This window comes from Marinobacter sp. KM021, from assembly GCF_050707965.1.
In the GTDB taxonomy this organism is placed as follows: Bacteria; Pseudomonadota; Gammaproteobacteria; order Pseudomonadales; family Oleiphilaceae; genus Marinobacter; species Marinobacter shengliensis.
The window spans coordinates 3,458,080-3,480,752 of the sequence record NZ_CP136129.1 but is presented as its reverse complement, the minus strand read 5'-3'; the positions used below and the strand labels follow the sequence as shown (position 1 = coordinate 3,480,752).

The following is a 22,673-nucleotide window of genomic DNA, read 5'->3' as shown; positions in this document are numbered from 1 at the left end:
TGGCTTTAGACCACGGCCTGACCGGTCGTTCCATCGGTGGGTCAGGGGCACCAGACATTCATCGGTTAACCGGTCACTGGCACTATTCAAACGACGGGCTGCATGGCTCCAGTTAGTTTCAGGCTCAGGACCGGTGTAAGCGCACTGGCTCATGGTATTAAGGCACGCCCACGGGGTGGCTAATCAAAGCGACTGGCTTCAACGGCGGTGATAGAAGGCCGGTTCGGTATCGGGTACCAGTCAGCGGACACCCGGCTTTCGGTCATCATCCTGTTTGATCCAGTTAGACGTCATGCTCACCCCGTGGCGTGACTAACCCTTCAGGAATCGTTGTTCATCGAACACCCTCTGATGCTTGAGCATGAAGTAGGCAGCCCGGCCCAGCTTGTGGGCCAGCGCGGACAGCGCCTTGGGTTTGCTCATTCGTTTCTGGAGTTTCTGTAGATAGCGCTGGGCCTTGTCATTACCCCGCAGGTACAGCACGGCGGCCTCCGAGAATGCCCACTTCAGATGGGCGTTGCCAATCTTGTTGCCCTGGGTGCCGTAGACCTTGCCGGCAGACTCGGCTTTGCACTTGATGAGCCGGGCGTAAGAAGCAAATTTCTGGACCGATTCGAAGCGTTGAACATCGCCGACTTCGTAGAGAATGGTCAGCGCCAGGATGCGCCCCACACCGGGAATGGTCCTCAGCACACTCAGGGAAGCGGGATCATGTTGTTTGGCTTGCCGTTCCAGGTGTTCTTCCAGCTTGCTGAGTTCCCGGTGATAGCATTCGATGATGGCCAGGTCGAGATCGATGTTGCGCTGAACATCCTGCCCGGCAAAGGCCGCCTGAACCTGTTCCCGGGCCCCCACATTCTTCAGGTTGACCTTGTTGGGCGGCAGGTTGTATTGGCTCGTGGTGTTGACCACATGGGCCTTGAGCATGGCTCCGTGCTGGACGATGCGGGTGCGTCGGCGCAGTAAATCCCGGGTTGCCCGCATCTCCTTGGGATAAACGTAGGCCAGGGGGAAATTGCCGCCCTTCATGAGCATGGCGATTTTGAAAGAATCGATACGGTCGTTCTTGGTTTTACCACCGTGAATGGCCTTCATATACAAGGCATGGCCCAGGATAAAGTGAATGCCGTGTTCTTCGCACAGGTCTGATATCCAGTACCAGCAGTGCATGCATTCGACACCGATCACCAGATCATCACGAAACGGTTCGAGCAGGGCCAGTAGCGGTTCTGGGCGCGCTTTGATTTCCTTGTGCAGAAGTACCTCGCCCTGTTGGTCGATGATGCAGACATACAGGCTGCGGGCATGCAGATCGATTCCACAATAATGGCGGTGGGTGCTATGGTAAAAGTTCATGAGTCTTCTCCCTTGTAGTGCTTGGTCGCCTTCCAGCTTAGCGGGTAACCGCTGGGCTGGGGAGAAGGCTCAATCAGTATCAAGGCGGTCAACCGGACGCCAAAAGCGTACCGCTTTTGGTTCCCTCCGCTGCGCTCCGGCGCCGGTTACCTTCGCGTTATTGGCCCGGCATTCGTGAGTTTTTAGCAGGTGGAGTGCAAAGGCCTTGGCATCGGGATTGGTTGCAAGCCCGCTCACTCTGGTGATCGCCAAGGCCGGAAAATTCGCTGTCTGGTTTGGTTGCCACAATGGTCAGCGGTGTTGGTATTCATGGAGTGCCCCAGTCGTGGGGCGTCCGTCTTAAACGGTAATCGGGCCGGTAGCCTTTGCGTTCTGGTTTCTTTCGTCATCCGTCGAGTTGGTGCAAGTTGTCCGGGAGAGGGCATGCGGCCTAGGTGTCAGGCTCAACCACGGTGGTGAACGGCCATTAACCAGGCGGTCAACCGGACGCCAAAAGCGTACCGCTTTTGGTTCCCTCCGCTGGCGCTCCGGCGCCGGTTACCTCAGCGTTATGTGTCATGAGGAATCATGGGGATCTTTGAAGTAGGCATGGTTGCTTTAATTCCGACTGGCACTCTTTTGCTCAATGCATGGCGAAAGAAAATCAGTCACACCAGAAGCCTGCAATATTTCGTCTATGCGTTGGTCTCGTTTGTCATGGCCGTAGCTCCGATGCTTTACGTTCAGAGTATCGAGCCTAATCAAACTGGATTGGGAGTTGTTTTGGCCGGTGTCGCGTTCTTTTGGTTCGCCATCGTGGGGGCGCGAAGTGCAAACACATAACAAGTCGCTCAAGTTTGTTGCGGCCTTCGGCCTCCACCGGACGGCCTTATCAGGCCGCCGCTTAGCTTGGCGTTAAAGGCCTTGGCTGTGGTGTTCGTTGGTAGGGTGTTTGGGCGCGATTTCGGAGGTTGCCGGCGGGCAGAACAAAGCCCTCAGTCTGGCACTGGCTTTGGCCGGTAATTTGTTGTTCAGGTCGTGGGGCACTCCGGCGTAATTATCGGGCAGATTCCTCTAATTCAGTGTCCTGGTTCCTAGCGCCATCGGTGAAGTTGGTGCAAGGTATCGGGAGTAGGCATTCAGCATTGGGTGCCACTACAAAACAACGGGTAACCGGCATTTAACCAGTCGCGTCAGTACGCGGCCTACGGCCGCCGGACGCCCTTGACAGGGCGCCGCTGCGCTCAGCGTTAAGTGTATCCAATGAATGATCGAGCATTTTCAAAGCTTACTGAATTCCTCCAGCAGGTCCCGGCAATCGATGGATCAATAGGGCACGGGTCTGAGGATGATGGCCGATGGTGGGTAAAGTTCACTATCGATGTTGGTCATAAGTTGGCGTGGCAAACGGTGCAAGAGTTCGGGCATGTACTCAACTACCTCTCAGTAAATGAGAGGCTGCCAACTTCTTTCCATCCCGTGTCTCCGCCGCCATACATGAATGGCGGGCCTGAGGAATTTTTATCTTGGGTAATCGAGTGTCACGATCCTGAGTTCAAGCCAGGAACTTGTGCCACGTGGTTGGAGGGTAGACTACCCAATCCGGTGGCGGATCTCGAACAATGGGAAATGGACTAAACACACTTAACCCATATGAGCCTTCTCGGAATCAATAGGCAATAGTGATTTTTTTGGCCGCGCCAGCGGCCAACCTAAATCCATGAGCGAGAACGCCTGCTTCGTCAGTCTCGCGGGGCTGTCAGGCACTCACAGCAAACACATATAGGGGCTCTCTTACGTGGCTTTAGACCACGGCCTGACCGGTCGTTCCATCGGTGGGTCAGGGGCACCAGACATTCATCGGTTAACCGGTCACTGGCACTATTCAAACGACGGGCTGCATGGCTCCAGTTAGTTTCAGGCTCAGGACCGGTGTAAGCGCACTGGCTCATGGTATTAAGGCACGCCCACGGGGTGGCTAATCAAAGCGACTGGCTTCAACGGCGGTGATAGAAGGCCGGTTCGGTATCGGGTACCAGTCAGCGGACACCCGGCTTTCGGTCATCATCCTGTTTGATCCAGTTAGACGTCATGCTCACCCCGTGGCGTGACTAACCCTTCAGGAATCGTTGTTCATCGAACACCCTCTGATGCTTGAGCATGAAGTAGGCAGCCCGGCCCAGCTTGTGGGCCAGCGCGGACAGCGCCTTGGGTTTGCTCATTCGTTTCTGGAGTTTCTGTAGATAGCGCTGGGCCTTGTCATTACCCCGCAGGTACAGCACGGCGGCCTCCGAGAATGCCCACTTCAGATGGGCGTTGCCAATCTTGTTGCCCTGGGTGCCGTAGACCTTGCCGGCAGACTCGGCTTTGCACTTGATGAGCCGGGCGTAAGAAGCAAATTTCTGGACCGATTCGAAGCGTTGAACATCGCCGACTTCGTAGAGAATGGTCAGCGCCAGGATGCGCCCCACACCGGGAATGGTCCTCAGCACACTCAGGGAAGCGGGATCATGTTGTTTGGCTTGCCGTTCCAGGTGTTCTTCCAGCTTGCTGAGTTCCCGGTGATAGCATTCGATGATGGCCAGGTCGAGATCGATGTTGCGCTGAACATCCTGCCCGGCAAAGGCCGCCTGAACCTGTTCCCGGGCCCCCACATTCTTCAGGTTGACCTTGTTGGGCGGCAGGTTGTATTGGCTCGTGGTGTTGACCACATGGGCCTTGAGCATGGCTCCGTGCTGGACGATGCGGGTGCGTCGGCGCAGTAAATCCCGGGTTGCCCGCATCTCCTTGGGATAAACGTAGGCCAGGGGGAAATTGCCGCCCTTCATGAGCATGGCGATTTTGAAAGAATCGATACGGTCGTTCTTGGTTTTACCACCGTGAATGGCCTTCATATACAAGGCATGGCCCAGGATAAAGTGAATGCCGTGTTCTTCGCACAGGTCTGATATCCAGTACCAGCAGTGCATGCATTCGACACCGATCACCAGATCATCACGAAACGGTTCGAGCAGGGCCAGTAGCGGTTCTGGGCGCGCTTTGATTTCCTTGTGCAGAAGTACCTCGCCCTGTTGGTCGATGATGCAGACATACAGGCTGCGGGCATGCAGATCGATTCCACAATAATGGCGGTGGGTGCTATGGTAAAAGTTCATGAGTCTTCTCCCTTGTAGTGCTTGGTCGCCTTCCAGCTTAGCGGGTAACCGCTGGGCTGGGGAGAAGGCTCAATCAGTATCAAGGCGGTCAACCGGACGCCAAAAGCGTACCGCTTTTGGTTCCCTCCGCTGCGCTCCGGCGCCGGTTACCTTCGCGTTATTGGCCCGGCATTCGTGAGTTTTTAGCAGGTGGAGTGCAAAGGCCTTGGCATCGGGATTGGTTGCAAGCCCGCTCACTCTGGTGATCGCCAAGGCCGGAAAATTCGCTGTCTGGTTTGGTTGCCACAATGGTCAGCGGTGTTGGTATTCATGGAGTGCCCCAGTCGTGGGGCGTCCGTCTTAAACGGTAATCGGGCCGGTAGCCTTTGCGTTCTGGTTTCTTTCGTCATCCGTCGAGTTGGTGCAAGTTGTCCGGGAGAGGGCATGCGGCCTAGGTGTCAGGCTCAACCACGGTGGTGAACGGCCATTAACCAGGCGGTCAACCGGACGCCAAAAGCGTACCGCTTTTGGTTCCCTCCGCTGGCGCTCCGGCGCCGGTTACCTCAGCGTTATGTGTCATGAGGAATCATGGGGATCTTTGAAGTAGGCATGGTTGCTTTAATTCCGACTGGCACTCTTTTGCTCAATGCATGGCGAAAGAAAATCAGTCACACCAGAAGCCTGCAATATTTCGTCTATGCGTTGGTCTCGTTTGTCATGGCCGTAGCTCCGATGCTTTACGTTCAGAGTATCGAGCCTAATCAAACTGGATTGGGAGTTGTTTTGGCCGGTGTCGCGTTCTTTTGGTTCGCCATCGTGGGGGCGCGAAGTGCAAACACATAACAAGTCGCTCAAGTTTGTTGCGGCCTTCGGCCTCCACCGGACGGCCTTATCAGGCCGCCGCTTAGCTTGGCGTTAAAGGCCTTGGCTGTGGTGTTCGTTGGTAGGGTGTTTGGGCGCGATTTCGGAGGTTGCCGGCGGGCAGAACAAAGCCCTCAGTCTGGCACTGGCTTTGGCCGGTAATTTGTTGTTCAGGTCGTGGGGCACTCCGGCGTAATTATCGGGCAGATTCCTCTAATTCAGTGTCCTGGTTCCTAGCGCCATCGGTGAAGTTGGTGCAAGGTATCGGGAGTAGGCATTCAGCATTGGGTGCCACTACAAAACAACGGGTAACCGGCATTTAACCAGTCGCGTCAGTACGCGGCCTACGGCCGCCGGACGCCCTTGACAGGGCGCCGCTGCGCTCAGCGTTAAGTGTATCCAATGAATGATCGAGCATTTTCAAAGCTTACTGAATTCCTCCAGCAGGTCCCGGCAATCGATGGATCAATAGGGCACGGGTCTGAGGATGATGGCCGATGGTGGGTAAAGTTCACTATCGATGTTGGTCATAAGTTGGCGTGGCAAACGGTGCAAGAGTTCGGGCATGTACTCAACTACCTCTCAGTAAATGAGAGGCTGCCAACTTCTTTCCATCCCGTGTCTCCGCCGCCATACATGAATGGCGGGCCTGAGGAATTTTTATCTTGGGTAATCGAGTGTCACGATCCTGAGTTCAAGCCAGGAACTTGTGCCACGTGGTTGGAGGGTAGACTACCCAATCCGGTGGCGGATCTCGAACAATGGGAAATGGACTAAACACACTTAACCCATATGAGCCTTCTCGGAATCAATAGGCAATAGTGATTTTTTTGGCCGCGCCAGCGGCCAACCTAAATCCATGAGCGAGAACGCCTGCTTCGTCAGTCTCGCGGGGCTGTCAGGCACTCACAGCAAACACATATAGGGGCTCTCTTACGTGGCTTTAGACCACGGCCTGACCGGTCGTTCCATCGGTGGGTCAGGGGCACCAGACATTCATCGGTTAACCGGTCACTGGCACTATTCAAACGACGGGCTGCATGGCTCCAGTTAGTTTCAGGCTCAGGACCGGTGTAAGCGCACTGGCTCATGGTATTAAGGCACGCCCACGGGGTGGCTAATCAAAGCGACTGGCTTCAACGGCGGTGATAGAAGGCCGGTTCGGTATCGGGTACCAGTCAGCGGACACCCGGCTTTCGGTCATCATCCTGTTTGATCCAGTTAGACGTCATGCTCACCCCGTGGCGTGACTAACCCTTCAGGAATCGTTGTTCATCGAACACCCTCTGATGCTTGAGCATGAAGTAGGCAGCCCGGCCCAGCTTGTGGGCCAGCGCGGACAGCGCCTTGGGTTTGCTCATTCGTTTCTGGAGTTTCTGTAGATAGCGCTGGGCCTTGTCATTACCCCGCAGGTACAGCACGGCGGCCTCCGAGAATGCCCACTTCAGATGGGCGTTGCCAATCTTGTTGCCCTGGGTGCCGTAGACCTTGCCGGCAGACTCGGCTTTGCACTTGATGAGCCGGGCGTAAGAAGCAAATTTCTGGACCGATTCGAAGCGTTGAACATCGCCGACTTCGTAGAGAATGGTCAGCGCCAGGATGCGCCCCACACCGGGAATGGTCCTCAGCACACTCAGGGAAGCGGGATCATGTTGTTTGGCTTGCCGTTCCAGGTGTTCTTCCAGCTTGCTGAGTTCCCGGTGATAGCATTCGATGATGGCCAGGTCGAGATCGATGTTGCGCTGAACATCCTGCCCGGCAAAGGCCGCCTGAACCTGTTCCCGGGCCCCCACATTCTTCAGGTTGACCTTGTTGGGCGGCAGGTTGTATTGGCTCGTGGTGTTGACCACATGGGCCTTGAGCATGGCTCCGTGCTGGACGATGCGGGTGCGTCGGCGCAGTAAATCCCGGGTTGCCCGCATCTCCTTGGGATAAACGTAGGCCAGGGGGAAATTGCCGCCCTTCATGAGCATGGCGATTTTGAAAGAATCGATACGGTCGTTCTTGGTTTTACCACCGTGAATGGCCTTCATATACAAGGCATGGCCCAGGATAAAGTGAATGCCGTGTTCTTCGCACAGGTCTGATATCCAGTACCAGCAGTGCATGCATTCGACACCGATCACCAGATCATCACGAAACGGTTCGAGCAGGGCCAGTAGCGGTTCTGGGCGCGCTTTGATTTCCTTGTGCAGAAGTACCTCGCCCTGTTGGTCGATGATGCAGACATACAGGCTGCGGGCATGCAGATCGATTCCACAATAATGGCGGTGGGTGCTATGGTAAAAGTTCATGAGTCTTCTCCCTTGTAGTGCTTGGTCGCCTTCCAGCTTAGCGGGTAACCGCTGGGCTGGGGAGAAGGCTCAATCAGTATCAAAGCGGTCAACCGGACGCCAAAAGCGTACCGCTTTTGGTTCCCTCCGCTTCGCTCCGGCGCCGGTTACCATCAGCGTTATGTTGGCGTTCCCATAGAGAATCTACATGGCATTCAGTGAGTTTGAAGCAAGGAAGATTGAGCGGGCTGCTTCGGAATTTCTGGAAGCGAGGCGACCACCAGTTCATATTCGTTCACAGGTGGATTTGGACGTTCGCGTTTCTGGTCAAAGTGTGCAGATTGTCGAGATTCGCCCACATTTCCGCGAGCCGTCTACGATCGTTGAGTCGCCAGTGGCAAAAGCTACCTACGTCAAGAAATCTCAACGCTGGAAAATCTACTGGATGCGTAGTGATCTGAAGTGGCATTCGTACACGCCAGAACCTGAGTCACGCTCGATTGATGAATTTTTTGCTATCGTGAATGCCGACGAGAATGGCTGTTTCTTCGGGTAACACATAACCAGTCATTCAAGTTCGTTCCCGGCCTGGCGTCCGTCCACCGGACGCCCTAGTCGGGCGCCGCTTAATGTTGGCGTTAATTGCCAAGGAGAGGTATGGCTATCAGCTTTCAGGTGAATCACCCTATCACCACGGACCAGTTCATCGGTTTGTTGGAGAGCTCTACCCTCGGGGAACGTCGGCCAATCCACGACCGAGAATGTATGGAGGGGGTAGTTTCAAATTCCAATCTCACCGTAAGCGCGTGGGATGATGATTTGTTGGTCGGTATCGCTCGCAGCGTCACGGACTTTCACTATGCCTGCTACCTGTCAGATTTGGCAGTTCACCAGAGCTATCAAAGATCAGGAATAGGCAAACGATTGCAGTCACTGACCCAGGAGCAACTAGGGCCGCTCTGCAAATTGATACTCATCGCAGCACCGGCAGCCAACTTGTACTATGGCCAGCTTGGTTACACGCACAATGATCGCTGCTGGGTTCTGGATGCGGGGGTGACCATTGGCAATTAACAAGGCCAGGCAAGCGACGCATACTGCATTGCGGCTTCGCCTCCATTCCGCAGCCGCGCATGCTGGCTGGCGTTATGTGCATTTCACCTCTAGGGCACGGAAGAGGTTCTCATGACTGATCATTTCGGTTCTTGTCTGTGCGGCACGGTGAGCTTTCAGGTCAAAGGTGAATTCGATAGCTTCTACCTCTGCCATTGTCGGCATTGCCAAAAAGATACGGGTTCGGCCCATGCGGCAAATTTATTCTCGCATTCTGCTGAATTGGTTTGGCAATCGGGTGCAGATGCCGTGGCTTCCTTTACGCTTCCAGGTACCCGTCATAGCCGGAGCTTTTGTAAGTTGTGTGGTTCAGCATTGCCGAATTCACCAGTCGCGGGTTTAGTCGTTGTCCCCGCAGGGTGTTTGGATTCTCAATTAACGATGTTGCCAACGGCGCACATATTCTCATCCAGCAAAGCCGTTTGGGATGAGCAGTTGGCGGAGGTACCGAAGTTCGAGGGTCTGCCAACGTGAACCATCACATAACCAGTGCATTAAATTCGTTCCGGCCCGATGGGCCTCCACCGGACGCCCTAGTCGGGCGCCGTTTATGCAGGCGTTATGTTTTTAAATAGGGTGATCTATGCGTGACCTCTGTGCTCTGTGCGGCGAAAATTCTGCAACAACACGAGACCATATCCCGCCTCAAGGAATCTATCCAAAACCGCGGGATAACGACATTAATTTCAACGTCGTCCCGGCCTGTTCGTCATGCAACAACGGGGCGGCTGTTGAAGATGAGCAATTTAAGGTTTTCATGGGCATTTCAACCGGGGAGTTTCATGATCAGCCCGAAATTGTCATTAACTCTATAGCCCGAACGATTGGCAATAACCAGAAAATTGCTAATCAGATTTTTGAGACCAAGCGGAACGTATATGCATACCGCCAAAATCAAGTTCTTGAACCTGCCGTTTCTGTCACATTTGATGGAGAGAAGTACTGCAAAGTTGTCAGCAGAATTGTTAGGGGGCTTTACTGGATAGAGCGTGGGAAGGCGCTTGGGCTGGGCTCTAATATCAATATTTTTCCAACCGATCAGATGAAGCCGGATTTTGCACAGTCGATAAAAGAGTTAATGGATTGCCTTGAACCACATTTTCTTAACAAAAAAACCTTTGTATATAAGGTGTTATTTAATGATGATGAGTCGAGTATCTGGGGAGTCAAGTTCTTCGGCAAGCACACCGTTTTTGCGTATGCCGAGCCTCCGAAAACATAACCAGTGCAGGCACGGCGACGCCCTTTACATTGCGCCTTCGGCTCCATTCCAAGGGCGCGCATGCTGCAAGCGTTAACTGGAAAGGCGATGATTCCGTACGTCATATTCATTGTTTACGTTTTTGCTTGGGCGTGCGCGATCAGGTTCAATCCATTAGAGCCCGATTACATAATTGCTTCTGTCATGGTGGTGCCATTTTTAGCAGCAATTTTCCCATTGCTCTTGTTCGGTACTCGGCTGCCTCCAGGCTATGAGCGCACATCAATTCGGGAAATGAAGCACGCCCCTTTGAAATTCATCGTGCCCGGCACCCTGTTTTCTGGTTCTCCAATTTTTTATTTGGTGAACTCGAGCTCGCCAACGAGCATTGAGTTTTTGTTGGGAGGGCTATCGATAGTCATCGGGTCCTGGTTGATAATTTATGCACATAAAAACAAAGTAAAGCCGAGGATCTTCCTTTAGCGGCTTTATTTCCAGTTAACAAGGCGCAGCAGTTCGCGGCCGGTGGCCGCCGGACGCCCTTTACGTGGCTCCTTCGTAGCCACTCCAAGGTCGCCGCTGTGCTTCGGCGTTATTGGCCCGGCATTCGTGAGCTTTTGGCTGGTGCGGTGCAAAGGCCTTGGCACCGGGATTGGTTTTAAGCCCGCTCACTCTGGTGATCGCCAAGGCCGGAAAACTCGCTGTCTTGTTTGGTTGCCGCAATGGTCAGCGGTGTTGGTATTCATGGCGTGTCCCAATCGTGGGGCCGTCCGTCTTAAACGGTAATCGGGCCAGTAGCCTTTGCGTTCTGGTTCCTTTCGCCATCCGTCGAGTTGGTGCAAGTTGTCCGGGAGAGGGCATGTGGCCTTTGATTCCAGGCTCAACCACGGTGGTGAACGGCCATTAACCAGGCGGTCAACCGGACGCCAAAAGCGTGCCGCTTTTGGTTCCCTCCGCTGCGCTCCGGCGCCGGTTACCTCAGCGTTATGTGTTACTGCCAAGAGGTCAATTTCATTGCCAGAGTTGAAAACAGTCGGTCTTTTTCTCGTCACCGCATTGGCAGAGATCGTGGGTTGTTATTTGCCTTACCTCTGGCTTCGTGAGGGCAAAACCATCTGGCTTCTGGTGCCAGGTGCTTTGAGTCTCGCAGCATTTGCATGGTTGCTTTCGCTGCACCCCACCGCTGCCGGCAGGGTCTATGCTGCGTATGGTGGTGTGTATATTTTTATGGCAATCGTGTGGCTTTGGGCCGTCGATGGTATTCGGCCAACAGTTTGGGATTTAGTTGGCTCAGCCGTTGCACTGGTGGGTATGGCTATCATCATGTTTGCGCCGCGCACCACATAACCAACTGTTGTAGTTCGTTCCGGGCCTCCGGCCCTACACCGGACGCCCATTTCGCTGCGCTACTTGGGCGCCGCTAAACAAGGGCGTTATGCACCAAGGAGGAAACATGATTTCAGATATGGAAAGGAAGCTTGCGAAGCAGGTAATAGAGCTGCATGACGGGAAGAGTTTTGCTCTCTTGCAGGAAATGTCGGCCCCATCACTTCGCGAAGAGAGCGACGGTACTATTACTGAACATTCCTACATTTCATCGTGCGAAAGCATTCAGCATGAACTGGGAGAGTTGAGTGAGGTTGAGTTTATAGATTGCCTTCGAAGAGCTGGTTCGCAGCTTACCCTTTGGAAGGCGAAATACTCTGCCAGTGAGGATGAAGTTTTTTGGGCCGTTGGTTTTGATGCCGCAACGCACAAAGTTAAAGATGTTCTCGTAAACTGGTAAATGCATAACAAATCATTCCAGTACGTTCCGGCCCTGAAGGGCCTCCACCGGACGGCCTTTTCTCCGCTTCGCTACGCAAAGGCCGCCGCTGAATTTTGGCGTTAGCACCAAAAAGTTCAGATATGGCAAAGGTTAAGAAAAAGCTCACTCCGGCTCAAAAGAGAGCAAAGAAAGCCGCGAAGGCAGAGCGGCAAAGGAAGTACCAGTGGGTCTTTATGAACGGTAAGCAAGTCAGAATAAAGCGGCCACCAACCGTGGATGGTATGCCTGTAGATCAGTTCATCGAGGAGAATGCTGATCCGATTTGGCTCCATCAGAGCGAGTTGTGGGAGCTGATGCCGGTTGAAGACGCTCTTTCTGGCCCTGAGCCGCCTACCGAATCAGGTGCAACAGAGGAAGATGAAGACGGAATACCATTTTGACTTTAGCCACAGGCGTTCAGTTGAGCAGTGCTAACCAGGCAAGCCACGGCGACGGTTACTGCATTGCGGCTTCGCCTCCATTCCGCAACCGCGCGTGCTTCGCGGCGTTATGTGTGAGTCAGTATGAGCAAGAAGCTAAGTCGCCAAGAAAAGGAACTTTGGGAACGGATACGGATCATCTTGTGGGAGAAGTGGGATCCAATTGGCGTTTATGAGCCAGATAGCGAATGGGATGACGAGTACGATAGTTACGTACCCCATATATTTCTCCTTGCGGTTGAAGGCTGCGACCACATACGAATAGCGGCATCTTTGACCGCAACGATCAATCAAAATATCGGTCTTAGTGCGGCTGACAAGAACGAACATGATATACATGTAGCTAAGCTGATTGTGGCAGCAAAACAGGAGTTGCTGGGGTAATGGGGAAAACACATAACCAGTCATTCCAGTTCGTTCCGGCCCTGGCGGGCCTCCACCGGACGGCCTTTTCTCCGCTTCGCTACGCAAAGGCCGCCGCTGAATTTTGGCGTTAAGAGTTTTATGTTTGGAGAGACACCTACAGGGAAGAAAGAGCAGGTCAAATGTCCTTGCTGCACCGATACAAGCTGGCAAGATCCAGAAACGTAAGCGTCCGGCCATCACACCTTGTCAGGTATAGCCGGGGTCCAGTTGTGGGGCAATAGCTCGTTGATGGCGTTGTTCTTCTGCGTCGGCAGTCGGGTCAGCACATCCTTCAGATAGGCATACGGATCATGCGCGTTCAGCTTGGCCGACTGGATCAGCGTCATCACCGCAGCCGCACGCTGACCACTGCGCAGTGATCCCGCGAACAGCCAGTTGCTGCGCCCCAGCGCCCAGGGTCGGATCTGGTTTTCCACCCAGTTATTGTCGATGGGCACAGAACCATCGTCCAGATAGCGCGTCAGCGCTGCCCAACGTTTGAGGCTGTAATCCAACGCTTTGGCGGTGCCGGAGCCATCCGGTACTTTCTGGCGATGCGCCAGCATCCATTGATGCAGGGCGTCAGCAAGTGGTTTGGCTCTGGTTTGTCGGATTTTCCGGCGCTTATCCGGCGGCAGGTCTTTGGTATCCCGCTCGATCTCGTAGAGTCCGCCGATGTAGTCCAATGCTTTGGCTGCCAGTTCGCTTTTGTTGGCTTCGTGCAGGTCGTAGAACTTGCGCCGGGCGTGGGCCATACAGCCGATTTCAGTGATGCCATTACCGAACCCGGCCTTGTAGCCGGCGTAGTCGTCACAGACCAGCTTGCCCTGCCAGTCACCCAGGAAGGTGCGGGCGTGTTCACCCGCCCGGCTTGGGGCGAAGTCATAAACGGTGGCTTTCAGATCCGAGAACGGTGTGGTGCAGTAGGCCCAGACGTAGGCCTTATGGGTTTTCTTCTTGCCCGGAGCCAGCATGCTGACCGGCGTTTCATCGGCGTGCAGAACGTTGTGTTCCAGCAAGGCGTTTCTCAGTGCATCGACCAGGGGCTGCAACTGCACACCGCAGGCACCGACCCATTCGGCGAGTGTGGAACGGGGTATTTCCAGGCCAGCACGGCCGAAGATACGTTCCTGACGGTACAGAGGCAGATGGTCCGCGTACTTGGCCACCAACACCTGAGCCAGCAGGCCGGCGGTGGGGATGCCCTTGTCGATCACCTGCGGTGGTACCGGTGCCTGGACCAAGGTCTCGCACTGGTTGCAGGCCCACTTGCCCCGGATGTGGCGTTCCACCGTGAACTCACCGGGGACGTAGTCCAGCTTCTCACTGACGTCTTCGCCAATACGCTTGAGCTGGCAGCCGCATTGGCAGTGGGTATTGTCCGGTTCGTGGTGGATCAGGGTACGGGGCAGTTCCGGTGGCAGCGGGGTGCGCTTAGGCTTCTGCTTGGGCTGGGCAGCCTTCTGCTCCTCAGTCATCGCCTGGTCCAGCTCGGCTTCGATCGCCGCCAGGTCGCTGTCGATCAGCTCATCCAGGAGCTTGCCCTGAACGGCATCGAGTTGCTCACTGCGGCGGGCGAACTTGTGACGTTTGAGGATGGCGACTTCGTGGGTCAGTTTCTCGATGACGGCATTCCTGCGCACCAACTCCCGCTCCTTCCGGCCCAAGGCTTGATCCTTGGCGTCCAGGGAGTCCATCAGTTCCGTCGCCAGAGCGCGGAGCTGATCGGCTGAGAGTTGGTTGATATCGGGGCGCTGAGTCATGCCGCCTAGTATGCCAAGCCCGTATGCCACAAGCGATTCGCGGTTCTGGTTATAGCGAGACCGCAGGGCTTGTGGTTACAGGATAGAGATCACGCCTTCAGCGCCTATGCGCTGCCAGGGCAGGCCCTGAACGAGGGCGGACAACTGTTCTTCGGTCAGGCGCAATTGGTCACCACGCCAGGCTTCGCCCCAGTGGAATTTGCCCCGGTTCAGCCTGCGGGCACACAACCAGATGCCGAGCCCATCATGGATCAGCACCTTCATCCGATTGCCTCGCTTGTTGGCGAACAGGTAGGCGCAATGGGGTTTGGCCGAACCGAATACCTGAATAACCCGCGCCAGGGCCTTGTCGGGCCCGGCCCGCATATCCAGCGGTTCGGTGGCCAGCCAGATCTCGTCAATGCGGATCATCCCAACAGATCCCGAAGCAAAGCCGCACACTGATGGGCTTGCTCCGCAGGCCACTCCACCACAACCGTGCCGCCGGCGCGGGGATTTCGATGCGGATGGTGCTACATTGACTCGAGACTGACGGAGTGTCCGGCACAGGCGCTGCGGCTGGCAGACGGACCGGAACGAATCCAGGTGTTTCCGGTGTTTTACCCGCTCTTCGCGCTTCGCTCATCCAGCGCCGGACCATGTTGGCGTTGAGGCCATTATCCAGCGAAATCCGGGAAACAGACGCTCCGGGCTTCAGGCATTCGGCGACGATACGAGCCTTCAGCTCTTTGGAGTAACGACGACGTTTTTGGTAGGGCTTGGTTACGCTTATGTTGGTCATATTAAGTGTCCACTTAAAAATAAGTGGACACTATCCTGACGGCCGCAGCGCCTGGCTCAAGATGGGTTTACCGGACGGTTACCCAGAAACAACCCTTTGGCCAAAAGCGGGCAAAAAGTTTTGCTGCCCGCATTGTGAAGCTCTCTTATGTTTCACAGAGGAGTCGGAAAAGCTTCGGGCGTTGAGTATATATTCGTTGCTGGGTGTCGCAGGGGTAACTATTGGTGTAGTAGTTCTTGGTAACGGATTCTGGGCAAGTGTTCTCGGCTGCGTAGGATCGGTTTTTCTCGTTCTTCTTTTGATTTATCAGGGTACAGTACCGCGAGTTGAGGTCGTACACTCTTAACAAAGCATTGCAGTATGTTACGGCCCGTTGGGCCTCCACCGGACGGCCTTTTCTCCGCTTCGCTGCGTAAAGGCCGCCGCTGAATTTTGGCGTTAGAGGCAACATGGAACCAAAGCGGTTCGTAGCGGCCCTTGAAAGAGAATGCAGGGATTCAGCAGTTGAAGGATGCCTGGAAGACTTCGAGTCTCCACCGGGACGGCGACCGGATCCAACGCTTGTTCAGATCTCTAATTGGTTCAATTCATTGGCGCCCGACGACCGCGAGATGGTAGCAAGAGCAATGCGAGAGGCAGCGGACGCGACATTATTTGGGGTTTTATGTGTGCTGGACGGCGTTCGGCCGATTGAAGACGGGGCTGAGAAGTCGTGCTTCAAGCTAATAGCGGAGAAAGACAACAAGCAATCAGTAATCTGTCCAGGGACCGTGGACCTGCATGACCTCAAGCAGAGCCTCTAACACATATGAGCCTTCTCGGAATCAATAGGCAATAGTGATTTTTTTGGCCGCGCCAGCGGCCAACCTAAATCCATGAGCGAGAACGCCTGCTTCGTCAGTCTCGCGGGGCTGTCAGGCACTCACAGCAAACACATATAGGGGCTCTCTTACGTGGCTTTAGACCACGGCCTGACCGGTCGTTCCATCGGTGGGTCAGGGGCACCAGACATTCATCGGTTAACCGGTCACTGGCACTATTCAAACGACGGGCTGCATGGCTCCAGTTAGTTTCAGGCTCAGGACCGGTGTAAGCGCACTGGCTCATGGTATTAAGGCACGCCCACGGGGTGGCTAATCAAAGCGACTGGCTTCAACGGCGGTGATAGAAGGCCGGTTCGGTATCGGGTACCAGTCAGCGGACACCCGGCTTTCGGTCATCATCCTGTTTGATCCAGTTAGACGTCATGCTCACCCCGTGGCGTGACTAACCCTTCAGGAATCGTTGTTCATCGAACACCCTCTGATGCTTGAGCATGAAGTAGGCAGCCCGGCCCAGCTTGTGGGCCAGCGCGGACAGCGCCTTGGGTTTGCTCATTCGTTTCTGGAGTTTCTGTAGATAGCGCTGGGCCTTGTCATTACCCCGCAGGTACAGCACGGCGGCCTCCGAGAATGCCCACTTCAGATGGGCGTTGCCAATCTTGTTGCCCTGGGTGCCGTAGACCTTGCCGGCAGACTCGGCTTTGCACTTGATGAGCCGGGCGTAAGAAGCAAATTTCTGGACCGATTCGAAGCGTTGAACATCGCCGACTTCGTAGAGAATGGTCAGCGCCAGGATGCGCCCCACACCGGGAATGGTCCTCAGCACACTCAGGGAAGCGGGATCATGTTGTTTGGCTTGCCGTTCCAGGTGTTCTTCCAGCTTGCTGAGTTCCCGGTGATAGCATTCGATGATGGCCAGGTCGAGATCGATGTTGCGCTGAACATCCTGCCCGGCAAAGGCCGCCTGAACCTGTTCCCGGGCCCCCACATTCTTCAGGTTGACCTTGTTGGGCGGCAGGTTGTATTGGCTCGTGGTGTTGACCACATGGGCCTTGAGCATGGCTCCGTGCTGGACGATGCGGGTGCGTCGGCGCAGTAAATCCCGGGTTGCCCGCATCTCCTTGGGATAAACGTAGGCCAGGGGGAAATTGCCGCCCTTCATGAGCATGGCGATTTTGAAAGAATCGATACGGTCGTTCTTGGTTTTACCACCGTGAATGGCCTTCATATACAAGGCATGGCCCAGGATAAAGTGAATGCCGTGTTCTTCGCACAGGTCTGATATCCAGTACCAGCAGTGCATGCATTCGACACCGATCACCAGATCATCACGAAACGGTTCGAGCAGGGCCAGTAGCGGTTCTGGGCGCGCTTTGATTTCCTTGTGCAGAAGTACCTCGCCCTGTTGGTCGATGATGCAGACATACAGGCTGCGGGCATGCAGATCGATTCCACAATAATGGCGGTGGGTTGTTCGGCGACAATTAGGATGACCGGTTAGCGACAATTATCTTGGCCGGTTGGGTGTAACAATTGGCCCCTTGTTTTCCATGGTGGAGCAATGGGTGCCAGGCCAACACATAACCAACCGACAAGAGGAGCTGTTCATGCAGCACCGACAAAATGGCGCAAGCCAGGAAGTGGCTGCCGCCAAGGCGGGCATTTCCGTTCGATCCGGACGACGCATCGAGACGTCAACACAAAAACCCCGCGTTAACACCGAGCGGCAGTGGCGCACCCGAGAAGATCCACTGGAAGCCGTTTGGGAGACAGAGTTGCTCCCCTTGCTAGAAGCCAAGCCGGATTTGACCGGAACAACCCTGCTTGATTACTTGCAAGAGCAGTATCCTGAGCACTACGACCAGACCATTTTGCGCACACTGCAACGCCGGGTGAAGCAATGGCGAGCACTGCATGGGCCGGAGCGAGAGGTCATTTTTCGCCAACAGGCCGTTGTCGCACAGCAGGGATTCTCTGATTTTACCCACCCCGATAACCCGATTACGATTCAGTCCAAGGCCTTTCCACACCTGCTCTATCAATTTCGACTGGCCTACAGTGGCTGGCGCTCGGTCACCGTGGTTCAGGGCGGTGAGAGTTATGCGGCTCTGGCGACGGGATTGCAGCGAGCCCTACAGCAAGCGGGTGGCAGCCCTGTTGAGCACCGCACGGATAGCCTGAGTGCGGCACGCAATAACCGGCAGAACGTGTGGACTGACGCTTACAGCGAGCTGTGCCAGCATTACCGCATGACGCCCACCCGGAATAATCTGGGGCAGTCCCATGAGAACGGTGTCGTGGAGTGTGCCAATGGCTCGCTCAAGAAACGCCTGGCACAACAGCTGTTACTGCGCGGCCACAATGACTTCGAGAGTGTCGAACAGTATCAGGCGTTTATCGATTGTGCTGTCGACAAACTCAATCGGCGCAACCGAGCACGTGTGGTTGAAGAGCAGGCCGCCTTGCAGCCACTGCCGGAGTTTACAGCCGCCGAGTATCAGACCCTCCATCTCAAGGTGACGCGCAGCTCAACGATCGAAGTCCGCCGCGTTGTCTACACGGTGCCATCGCGCCTGATTGGCGAATCGATACAAGTCAGGCTGCATCACGACAAGCTGGTGCTGTTCGTTGGTCAGCAGCCTGCATTGACCCTGGTGCGTGTTTACCCCAAGCCTGGCGAGAACCGTGCCCGCAGCGTCAATTACCGGCACGTGATCTGCTCGCTGGCCTCCAAGCCACAGGCTTTCCGTTACTCTCAGCTGCGTGATGACCTGCTGCCGGACGACAACTACCGCGAACTCTGGCAACTCGCGGATGAGCATCTTGAACCCCGTGAAGCCTGCAAGTGGATCGTGACAACACTGCGGCTGGCCTTCGAATACGATGACGAGCAATCACTGGGGGAAGACCTGTTGATAGAAGCCCGGGCCGGCCGGTTCGCGTCAATTACCGAGATCCAGTCACGCTACCTTGGCGGTAATCCCGACCTCGAATTCTCGGCTTCAAGTCAACACACCCTGGTCAGTTATGACGACTTGCTGTCTTCGATCCGCAGCCAGGAGGCGTCGATATGACCGACTCCGTCGCCTTACTGCTTAAAGAACTCCGCCTGCCGGCCTTCCACCGTCACTATCAATCGCTCTGGGAAACAGCCGTTGAAAAGAACTGGTCACACCCGGATTACCTGGCCGCCCTGTGTGAGTACGAACTCTCAGACCGCTACCAGCGTCGTACCCAGAAATGGCTACGGGAGGCAAAGCTTGCGGCCAACAAAACCTTCTCGGCGTTGGATCAGAGCGGCTTTAGCCGCCCCTGCAACGCGGCACTGGCCAAGCTGCAACAAGACAGTGACTGGGCACACCATGCCGACAATGTGCTGTTGATCGGCCCCAGTGGCACCGGCAAAACCCACATCGCCAATGCCCTGGGCCATCAACTCACCGAACAGGGGGTGCGCTGCAAGCTGTTCCCGGCCATCGCCCTGGTTCAGCACTTGCAGCAGGCTAAGCGCGATCTTGATCTGATGACCGCCATGACACGACTGGACAAGTACCGGGTCATCATCATTGACGATATTGGCTACGTGAAAAAAACGGATGCAGAAACCCAGGTTCTGTTCGAGTTCATCGCCCACCGCTATGAGAGTGGCAGCCTGATCGTCACCGCCAACCAGCCATTCAGCGAATGGGATCAAATCTTCCCGGATAACATGATGACCGTAGCCGCCGTAGACCGCCTGATACACCACGCGACAATTATCGAATTAGAGGGGGAAAGCTACCGACGACAGCAACAGCTTAAGCAAGCTTCAAAGAGCAAAAAGTAAGACCACCCAACCGGCCATCATAGTTGTCGCGGACCGGACAAGATAGTTGACGCCAGACAGTGGGTGCTATGGTAAAAGTTCATGAGTCTTCTCCCTTGTAGTGCTTGGTCGCCTTCCAGCTTAGCGGGTAACCGCTGGGCTGGGGAGAAGGCTCAATCAGTATCAATACGGTCAACCGGACGCCAAAAGCGTGCCGCTTTTGGTTCCCTCCGCTGGCGCTCCGGCGCCGGTTACCTTCGCGTTATGCACTGAATGAAGTATCGAAATGGACGTAATTGAAAAGTCAGTAAAGCTACATTGCCAAGCCTGGAACGACCACACCAGATTTACTGATTGTCTGGAGCAAGCAGCTGTTCTGCTCAAGCAAGCCTTTGAGTCCGGAGGGAGTTCACCGTTGCTCATAAATAATTATGCGGCAGTGTTGCTCGACCTGCATAGGGACTCCGAAGCTTTGGATTTGCTACGGCAACACCCTCCAGAATTCTCGGAGTACTGCTCAAATTATGCTATCGCAATCGCAAAGTCCGCCTACGATATCGCGCTGATCAGAAAGTGGAACAAAGCCGCCTCAACGCAACCGAAACAAGAGAATGCTATTGTCGCTTACATGGATTGGCAGGGTCTATAAATGCATAACCATCGCAGGCACGGCGACGTCTTTTCCATTGCGGCTTCGCCTCCATTCCAAAGCCGCGCATGCTGCGGGCGTTATGTGTCACGAGGTGGATATGAGTAAAGCCATAGTGTCTGGTCGACAAACCACGAATACATTCGCCTATATGTTTGTTGGGGCGAAAGCGATGCTAGCCCGGATTTCTCATAGGTCCCCGGCAAGTCTCGCAGACTGTGCAGGTTACCGCCATTATCGCTCATTTGCGGCCGCGAATGATTAATAACTGATCAATTTCTGTTGTCCGGACACACGGCCCCCTTTCCCCCATTGAGTCGGGCCGGGGGAGCCCGGGCTTCTATCCCGGAACCAGTTGACGTACCAGGTCAGAGAGTTCGTCTTTGTAAGGATAGGCATCGCTCATCAACACCCGTATGCGCCGAGTGTTGCGAATGATGACCGCGCCCACCTTGATCAGCTTCAGCCGCAGGTTACTGGCGCTCATTCTCTCGAAGGGTGTCTTCTTCAGGTGGGCCCGTAATCGTTCGAACAACGTGTAGGCAAAGCCCGACAGAAGCAGCCGCCACTGATTGGTCCACCACCGCGTGCTGGAGGTGCGATCTGCGAACAGACACAACTGCTGATCCTTGATCCGGTTTTCCATGTCACCCCGGGCACAGTATTGCTCGTAGTAGAGTTTAACGCCGTCGTCGTAACGGGAGCTGATAATGAACCTGGGGTTGGCACCCAGTTCGCCCTCCTCCAGACGCGCGATCACCCAGCGGGGGTGTTTCCAGGTTCGGGCCTGGTACTGGAACCGGTAGGTGGCGCAGACTTTTTCACCCAGTTCGTTGTGAGCCTTGCGAACCAGCATCGAGGCTACATCTACCTCCTTGAGCAGCCGGCTGTTCTTGCTGATGCCGACCAGATAGTCCACGTTGTTCCGGTCGCACCAGCTCAGCAATCGGGGACGGTAAAAGCCGCTGTCACCCCTGAACACGATGCGGGTATCCGGCCAGTACTGCCGAATGAACTTCACCAGCAAGGCCAGAATGGCCCAGCTGTGGCGGCTGTCGCTTCGGTTGCTGGTGCGCAGGTAGCTCACCAGCAGATGACGACCGCAGAACACGTACAGTGGGAAGTAACAATGGTGATCGTAGTAGGCGTTAAAGAACTTGCCGGGCTGGTCGCCATGCACTGGAATATCAGTGCCATCGAAGTCCAGCACAATTTCCTTGGGTGGAGTCTCGTGCTGTTCAATGAAGTGATGCCACAGCAGTTCGTGGGCCTTGACCACGGCCTGCCGGTCTACGCGCTGTTCCATGCGGCACAAGGTCGATTTGCCCGCCAGAATGGCCTCTTCACCGGTCGCGGTCTGAAGTGCCTGATCAGCGCGTAGCGCCTCGTGATCGTTCAGGTCTTCGTACCCCGCGGCCACGCCAAAGACCCGTTGCCGGATCATGGTCTGAAGCTTGTGGCGAACCAGTACCGGATTACGGGCATCGTTCAGAACCGTAGCCAGGCGCTGAGTGAGCTGGTGTTGATTGTCGACTTCGCGAAGCAGGAGCAGGCCGGCATCGGAGGTGATATGGCCACCGGAGAAATCGGCTTCAATTTGACGGCGAGACAGTGGCGAGAAGGTCAGTTTTTCAGGTACCATTTTGGATAGCGGTTGTTGGTGTTGATTGATGGTGTAAGGTCCTGAAATTTTAACACTTTCAGCCGCTTTCTTTTATCCCCTCATGAGAAATTCGGGCTAGAACAAGCTGAGCGAGATCCGAACGGCCAGCTATACAACCTTGTGAGCTGCCTCATCTACTGCGCATTTACTGTTGAGGCTTACCTAAATCATCTTGGCCAGTTAAAGCATGATGATTGGGATAAAATAGAAAGAAGCTTGCCTAAGCTAAAGAAATATAAAAAGTTTTGTGCTGACACGGGAGTCAAGCCTGATTTCAGCCAGCGCCCATACTCGACATTGATCGAGTTGTTCGCTTTCAGAGATAAAATGGCTCACGGAAAAACGACCACCGAACACGTAGAAAAAGAGGTAAATCTGCCCGACACATCTACTCGCTTCACAACAGAGAATGAGTGGCAGGAGTTTTCCTCATTGGAAAACGCTAGGCGCGCAATAAAAGACACAGAGGATTTGGTGAAAGAACTCCATACAAACAGCGGGCATAGTGATAATCCATTCAACTATCTCGGTGGCGGTATGTTTGGGATACAGAGATACGATGTCACATAACAATCGCAGGCACGGCGACGTCTTTTCCATTGCGGCTACGCCTCCATTCCAA

The 22,673-nt window shown here is 54.9% G+C and carries 22 protein-coding genes; 14 read left to right on the top strand and 8 right to left on the bottom strand.

Annotation, left to right across the window (positions count from 1 at the left end):
• Positions 1–312 precede the first annotated feature (312 nt).
• The gene (locus RVM24_RS16350; RefSeq protein WP_431474402.1) at positions 313–1,356 is read right to left on the bottom strand and encodes an IS110 family transposase; all 1,044 of its coding nucleotides are present in this window, start codon (positions 1,354–1,356) and stop codon (positions 313–315) included.
• Between the two features lie 567 nt (positions 1,357–1,923).
• Between RVM24_RS16350 and RVM24_RS16345 the strand changes: the two genes are divergently transcribed.
• Positions 1,924–2,178 carry a hypothetical protein gene (locus RVM24_RS16345; protein WP_431474403.1) on the top strand — a complete coding sequence of 85 codons (255 nt, stop codon included), beginning with the start codon at positions 1,924–1,926 and terminating at the stop codon, positions 2,176–2,178.
• 1,268 nt (positions 2,179–3,446) lie between these two features.
• On the opposite strand, the gene RVM24_RS16340 is transcribed toward RVM24_RS16345, so the two are convergent.
• Entirely contained in the window at positions 3,447–4,490 is a 1,044-nt protein-coding gene (locus RVM24_RS16340; protein WP_431474402.1) for an IS110 family transposase, read from the bottom strand.
• Between the two features lie 567 nt (positions 4,491–5,057).
• On the opposite strand from RVM24_RS16340, the gene RVM24_RS16335 reads away from it, so the two are divergent.
• On the top strand, positions 5,058–5,312 hold the full coding sequence (locus RVM24_RS16335) for a hypothetical protein (RefSeq protein ID WP_431474403.1): 255 nt from the start codon (positions 5,058–5,060) through the stop codon (positions 5,310–5,312).
• 1,268 nt (positions 5,313–6,580) lie between these two features.
• Here the strand turns inward: RVM24_RS16335 and RVM24_RS16330 are convergent.
• Positions 6,581–7,624: an IS110 family transposase gene (locus RVM24_RS16330; protein WP_431474402.1), complete on the bottom strand. Its 1,044-nt coding sequence runs from the start codon at positions 7,622–7,624 to the stop codon at positions 6,581–6,583.
• A gap of 187 nt (positions 7,625–7,811) precedes the next feature.
• On the opposite strand from RVM24_RS16330, the gene RVM24_RS16325 reads away from it, so the two are divergent.
• The 8 genes from RVM24_RS16325 to RVM24_RS16290 all read left to right on the top strand — a co-directional run bounded on the left by RVM24_RS16325 (position 7,812) and on the right by RVM24_RS16290 (position 12,548).
• Positions 7,812–8,159 (top strand): DUF3024 domain-containing protein, encoded by a 348-nt coding sequence (locus RVM24_RS16325; protein ID WP_431474401.1) that lies wholly within the window; start codon positions 7,812–7,814, stop codon positions 8,157–8,159.
• A 101-nt stretch (positions 8,160–8,260) separates the two neighbouring features.
• Positions 8,261–8,677: a GNAT family N-acetyltransferase gene (locus RVM24_RS16320; protein WP_431474400.1), complete on the top strand. Its 417-nt coding sequence runs from the start codon at positions 8,261–8,263 to the stop codon at positions 8,675–8,677.
• 111 nt (positions 8,678–8,788) lie between these two features.
• Positions 8,789–9,190, top strand: coding sequence for a GFA family protein (locus tag RVM24_RS16315; protein ID WP_374816292.1), 402 nt, complete (start codon positions 8,789–8,791; stop codon positions 9,188–9,190).
• A gap of 109 nt (positions 9,191–9,299) precedes the next feature.
• Positions 9,300–9,938, top strand: a complete 639-nt coding sequence (locus RVM24_RS16310) for an HNH endonuclease (protein WP_431474399.1) — start codon at positions 9,300–9,302, stop codon at positions 9,936–9,938.
• A gap of 993 nt (positions 9,939–10,931) precedes the next feature.
• On the top strand, positions 10,932–11,264 hold the full coding sequence (locus RVM24_RS16305) for a YnfA family protein (protein ID WP_015488072.1): 333 nt from the start codon (positions 10,932–10,934) through the stop codon (positions 11,262–11,264).
• 106 nt (positions 11,265–11,370) lie between these two features.
• Positions 11,371–11,703 (top strand): hypothetical protein, encoded by a 333-nt coding sequence (locus tag RVM24_RS16300; protein WP_431474398.1) that lies wholly within the window; start codon positions 11,371–11,373, stop codon positions 11,701–11,703.
• A 122-nt stretch (positions 11,704–11,825) separates the two neighbouring features.
• Positions 11,826–12,125 carry a hypothetical protein gene (locus RVM24_RS16295; RefSeq protein WP_084342486.1) on the top strand — a complete coding sequence of 100 codons (300 nt, stop codon included), beginning with the start codon at positions 11,826–11,828 and terminating at the stop codon, positions 12,123–12,125.
• A 123-nt stretch (positions 12,126–12,248) separates the two neighbouring features.
• Complete coding sequence (locus RVM24_RS16290; protein ID WP_431474397.1) at positions 12,249–12,548, top strand: hypothetical protein; 300 nt, start codon at positions 12,249–12,251, stop codon at positions 12,546–12,548.
• A gap of 218 nt (positions 12,549–12,766) precedes the next feature.
• Here the strand turns inward: RVM24_RS16290 and tnpC are convergent, their stop codons facing one another.
• The 4 genes from tnpC to RVM24_RS16270 form a co-directional block, all read right to left on the bottom strand.
• Complete coding sequence (gene tnpC, locus RVM24_RS16285) at positions 12,767–14,332, bottom strand: IS66 family transposase (protein WP_061333257.1); 1,566 nt, start codon at positions 14,330–14,332, stop codon at positions 12,767–12,769.
• Between the two features lie 75 nt (positions 14,333–14,407).
• The gene (gene tnpB / locus RVM24_RS16280; RefSeq protein ID WP_061333258.1) at positions 14,408–14,743 is read right to left on the bottom strand and encodes an IS66 family insertion sequence element accessory protein TnpB; all 336 of its coding nucleotides are present in this window, start codon (positions 14,741–14,743) and stop codon (positions 14,408–14,410) included.
• Positions 14,730–15,113 carry an IS66-like element accessory protein TnpA gene (gene tnpA, locus RVM24_RS16275; protein ID WP_431474396.1) on the bottom strand — a complete coding sequence of 128 codons (384 nt, stop codon included), beginning with the start codon at positions 15,111–15,113 and terminating at the stop codon, positions 14,730–14,732. The genes tnpB and tnpA overlap by 14 nt, the downstream gene beginning before the upstream one ends.
• Before the next feature lie 1,266 nt (positions 15,114–16,379).
• A complete protein-coding gene (locus tag RVM24_RS16270; RefSeq protein ID WP_431474395.1) occupies positions 16,380–17,441 on the bottom strand; it encodes an IS110 family transposase in 1,062 nt (353 codons plus the stop codon).
• A gap of 100 nt (positions 17,442–17,541) precedes the next feature.
• Between RVM24_RS16270 and istA the strand changes: the two genes are divergently transcribed.
• The 3 genes from istA (at position 17,542) to RVM24_RS16255 (ending at position 20,388) form a co-directional block, all read left to right on the top strand.
• Positions 17,542–19,008, top strand: coding sequence for an IS21 family transposase (gene istA, locus RVM24_RS16265; RefSeq protein ID WP_374787886.1), 1,467 nt, complete (start codon positions 17,542–17,544; stop codon positions 19,006–19,008).
• Entirely contained in the window at positions 19,005–19,760 is a 756-nt protein-coding gene (gene istB / locus RVM24_RS16260) for an IS21-like element helper ATPase IstB (protein ID WP_374813366.1), read from the top strand. Before istA ends, istB begins: the two co-directional genes overlap by 4 nt.
• 265 nt (positions 19,761–20,025) lie before the next feature.
• Positions 20,026–20,388: a hypothetical protein gene (locus tag RVM24_RS16255; protein WP_431474394.1), complete on the top strand. Its 363-nt coding sequence runs from the start codon at positions 20,026–20,028 to the stop codon at positions 20,386–20,388.
• Positions 20,389–20,728: 340 nt separating this feature from the next.
• Here RVM24_RS16255 and RVM24_RS16250 read toward each other — a convergent pair whose 3' ends face one another.
• Entirely contained in the window at positions 20,729–22,030 is a 1,302-nt protein-coding gene (locus RVM24_RS16250) for an IS1380 family transposase (RefSeq protein WP_431474077.1), read from the bottom strand.
• 141 nt (positions 22,031–22,171) lie between these two features.
• Here RVM24_RS16250 and RVM24_RS16245 point away from each other — a divergent pair, with 141 nt between their 5' ends.
• Positions 22,172–22,621, top strand: coding sequence for a hypothetical protein (locus tag RVM24_RS16245; protein ID WP_431474393.1), 450 nt, complete (start codon positions 22,172–22,174; stop codon positions 22,619–22,621).
• Positions 22,622–22,673: the final 52 nt, after the last annotated feature.

Bases quoted from the DNA above. Each gene is read 5' to 3' on its own strand.
- RVM24_RS16350 (WP_431474402.1), bottom strand. From the start codon at position 1,356: ATGAACTTTTACCATAGCACCCACCGCCATTATTGTGGAATCGATCTG.
- RVM24_RS16345 (WP_431474403.1), top strand. From the start codon at position 1,924: ATGGGGATCTTTGAAGTAGGCATGGTTGCTTTAATTCCGACTGGCACT.
- RVM24_RS16340 (WP_431474402.1), bottom strand. From the start codon at position 4,490: ATGAACTTTTACCATAGCACCCACCGCCATTATTGTGGAATCGATCTG.
- RVM24_RS16335 (WP_431474403.1), top strand. From the start codon at position 5,058: ATGGGGATCTTTGAAGTAGGCATGGTTGCTTTAATTCCGACTGGCACT.
- RVM24_RS16330 (WP_431474402.1), bottom strand. From the start codon at position 7,624: ATGAACTTTTACCATAGCACCCACCGCCATTATTGTGGAATCGATCTG.
- RVM24_RS16325 (WP_431474401.1), top strand. From the start codon at position 7,812: ATGGCATTCAGTGAGTTTGAAGCAAGGAAGATTGAGCGGGCTGCTTCG.
- RVM24_RS16320 (WP_431474400.1), top strand. From the start codon at position 8,261: ATGGCTATCAGCTTTCAGGTGAATCACCCTATCACCACGGACCAGTTC.
- RVM24_RS16315 (WP_374816292.1), top strand. From the start codon at position 8,789: ATGACTGATCATTTCGGTTCTTGTCTGTGCGGCACGGTGAGCTTTCAG.
- RVM24_RS16310 (WP_431474399.1), top strand. From the start codon at position 9,300: ATGCGTGACCTCTGTGCTCTGTGCGGCGAAAATTCTGCAACAACACGA.
- RVM24_RS16300 (WP_431474398.1), top strand. From the start codon at position 11,371: ATGATTTCAGATATGGAAAGGAAGCTTGCGAAGCAGGTAATAGAGCTG.
- RVM24_RS16295 (WP_084342486.1), top strand. From the start codon at position 11,826: ATGGCAAAGGTTAAGAAAAAGCTCACTCCGGCTCAAAAGAGAGCAAAG.
- RVM24_RS16290 (WP_431474397.1), top strand. From the start codon at position 12,249: ATGAGCAAGAAGCTAAGTCGCCAAGAAAAGGAACTTTGGGAACGGATA.
- tnpC (WP_061333257.1), bottom strand. From the start codon at position 14,332: ATGACTCAGCGCCCCGATATCAACCAACTCTCAGCCGATCAGCTCCGC.
- tnpB (WP_061333258.1), bottom strand. From the start codon at position 14,743: ATGATCCGCATTGACGAGATCTGGCTGGCCACCGAACCGCTGGATATG.
- tnpA (WP_431474396.1), bottom strand. From the start codon at position 15,113: ATGACCAACATAAGCGTAACCAAGCCCTACCAAAAACGTCGTCGTTAC.
- istA (WP_374787886.1), top strand. From the start codon at position 17,542: ATGCAGCACCGACAAAATGGCGCAAGCCAGGAAGTGGCTGCCGCCAAG.
- istB (WP_374813366.1), top strand. From the start codon at position 19,005: ATGACCGACTCCGTCGCCTTACTGCTTAAAGAACTCCGCCTGCCGGCC.
- RVM24_RS16255 (WP_431474394.1), top strand. From the start codon at position 20,026: ATGGACGTAATTGAAAAGTCAGTAAAGCTACATTGCCAAGCCTGGAAC.
- RVM24_RS16250 (WP_431474077.1), bottom strand. From the start codon at position 22,030: ATGGTACCTGAAAAACTGACCTTCTCGCCACTGTCTCGCCGTCAAATT.